At 39.6% G+C, this 2,702-nt stretch carries 2 protein-coding genes; both read right to left on the minus strand.

Going from position 1 to position 2,702, the window contains the following annotated elements:
* Nucleotides 1-85 precede the first annotated feature (85 nt).
* Entirely contained in the window at nucleotides 86-805 is a 720-nt protein-coding gene (gene istB, locus EDC17_RS16640; RefSeq protein ID WP_132779344.1) for an IS21-like element helper ATPase IstB, read from the minus strand.
* A gap of 33 nt (nucleotides 806-838) precedes the next feature.
* A complete protein-coding gene (gene istA, locus EDC17_RS16645; RefSeq protein WP_243646193.1) occupies nucleotides 839-2,359 on the minus strand; it encodes an IS21 family transposase in 1,521 nt (506 codons plus the stop codon).
* Nucleotides 2,360-2,702 lie beyond the last annotated feature (343 nt).

A 2,702-nucleotide genomic window follows, 5' to 3' on the forward strand; every position in this document is an offset into this window, starting at 1 on the left:
TGTATATTCCGGTGATGTGCACCCAGTCATTCCAGGCATATCCACCCAACATTGGGTTCGTATTTAGTGTTTAAGCATGACAAATTTACTTCTTTTTACGTCTACTTTCTCCTACTAACTCAAATCTATATGATGTGTGACAAATTCTGTCTAATATTGCATCTGCGACAGTCCCCACAGGAAACACATCAAACCAGCTTGATACGGGTAATTGACTAGCTATTATTGTCGATCTTCTGGCATGTCTATCCTCAATTATTTCCATAAAGTCGTTCTGCTGATTAGGATCCATTGGAGTAAGCCCAAAATCGTCAAGAATTAGGAGATCAGTTTTTGCTAACTTTTCCAAAAGCTTTAATAACGAACCATCTAAGCGTGCTATTTTGAGCAACATCAGGAGCTTCTGCGCATTGTAATAAGCCACGGTGAAGCCTTGTTTGCAGGCTTGATGCCCTAATGAAGAGATTAAATGTGATTTTCCAGTCCCCGACATCCCAGTCACTAATATGGATTCTCCATTTTTAAGGTATGTTCCTGTAGCAAGCAACGTGATAGTTCCTGTATCGATACCCCGATCTTTGGTGATCGTTAGTTGTTCTAGGGTAGCCATGTATCTAAAGTTTGCGTTTTTAACTAGCCTAGTGTATCTATTGGACCATCTCTGGTCTTTTTCAGCCTGCACCAGTAGATCAAGCCCATCCATCAAAGATAGCTCTTGTAATTTACGTGTTTCATACAGTGCTTGTATACAGCTAGCCATCCCCGCTAGCTTGAGTGATTGAAGATTTCTTTTTAGTTCTTCCATGATTATTTTATGTGTATTAATATTTGTTTACACCTAGTTGTAGTATTCTTTTCCTCGGATATTACCATGCATAGGTATCACTACTGTTGACGCATTGATTTCTTCTTCCTGAGCACATTGCTGTATAATCCTTTCCAATCGTTTATAGCTTAATAAATCATTCTGACAAGCAATATCACAGGCCTTATCGAAGAGTTTAGGGTCAGTCTTACGCTGTAAACTCAATAATGCATCACAGCTCTTAAATGCGAGTTCTGGGATCTTTTCGACCTGAAAGATTCGCATGATCAATTGCTCTAAATGGTGAGATTTTTTTGCGGCAAGCCCAATGTAATAATCCGGACTGCGTCGCATCTGGTGCTGGTGTGTCGATCCAAAGTGCTCTACCAGACTGGTATATCCTGGAGAAATAGAACGTTGATGTGTTGCTACACATTCATTATTTGTATAAATCTTGACCAATGTTCTGGTATAAATAATCTGCACCCTAGTTCCGATGTACTGGAATGGTACAGAATAATGGTGTTTATCCCGAGCAAGATAAATACAGTTATTTGCTAATACGATCAGACTTGCGTAATACTTAATTTGGTAGGGAGACTCGGGCAGTGGCCTTAACAGGGACTGCTCCTGTGCAAGAAAGAGTTCTTCGCGTGAGTGATCAAATCGTTGCATACGGGTTTGATTATGTTCCCGCACCTTATCAATAATCGCCTTGTTAAGCTCTTCTAGGGAGAAAAAAGTATGATTGCGTAGTTTGGCATATACACGTTGATAGACTAATTTAACTGATTGTTCTGTATTGGGCTTATCACGAGGTTTATATGGTCTGGCTGGAATCACGGTAAAACCATAGTAATTAGCGAAATCAGACATTAATGTATTTAGTTCAGGTTCATACCTATCTGCTTTAATTACAGCTGCTTTTAGGTTGTCGGGAATGACAATGTGGGGTACACCACCCAAATGTTCTAGACAAGAGCCTAAGGCATACAGGAAGTCATCTGTACGCTGGGATGGAACGGCTATAGCATAGGCGTATTTAGAAAAAGAACATGCGGCAACGAATACCTGAACTTTTATTAGTTCACCGGTATCTCGGTTGACATATCCGAGTGTATCTCCTGCAAAGTCTATCTCCAGCTTATTACCGGGATCATGGTCGATAATAGCACTGCTTTTACGTGCAACTAAAAGCTGGCTCAGGTGATAGCAAAACTGTGAATAGCCATATCCATCAGGATATTCAGTTCTATATTCCTCCCATAAAAGTTTTCTGGTAACATGCTTACGTCCAAGCTCTTTTTCAAGGTAAGGAATCAGTGGCTTGAACTCTGTGAATCTTTCCTGAAGATAAGCAGGGCTTCCAGGGTGGAATAAACCTTCTAATACAGGGTCATCCAACCTCAATAGATCCACTATATTATACTGGCCGGCTTTCAGCTTCTTAATATAATTGTTGACCGTTCCTTTGTAAATACCTAGGCTAATGCCTATTTGACGATTGGATATACCTTGTTGGTACAGTCGTAATACTTGTTTTATCTTGCTCATTACTATCGTTTTTCCTGCCATAATTGTCTTACCCGTTGAATGGAAGACAACATTAAACAAAAAACACGAACGAGATGGGTGTATATGCTCCGGAATATACATTTGCAGAGTCCAAAGCAATAGTATTGAACTAAAGCTGGGTGCACATACTCCGGAATCTAGGTAAAAAAAAACTAAAAATAACCCATGGGTGCATATGCTCCGGAATTCAAAAATTATTGCTCAAAAATCATCTCTTTTTGCCTATTATTGGGTGCACATCTGCCAGAATGTCTAGAAATAACCTCTGTTTTCAGAGGATATATTTTGGATATTTTTGGGTGCATATACTCCGGATTATACA

It is taken from the genome of Sphingobacterium alimentarium (assembly GCF_004342685.1).
Classification (GTDB): Bacteria; Bacteroidota; Bacteroidia; order Sphingobacteriales; family Sphingobacteriaceae; genus Sphingobacterium; species Sphingobacterium alimentarium.

What these genes read in the sequence shown, in the direction of transcription:
- istB (WP_132779344.1), bottom strand. Translation starts at nt 805, where the DNA reads ATGGAAGAACTAAAAAGAAATCTTCAATCACTCAAGCTAGCGGGGATG.
- istA (WP_243646193.1), bottom strand. Translation starts at nt 2,359, where the DNA reads ATGAGCAAGATAAAACAAGTATTACGACTGTACCAACAAGGTATATCC.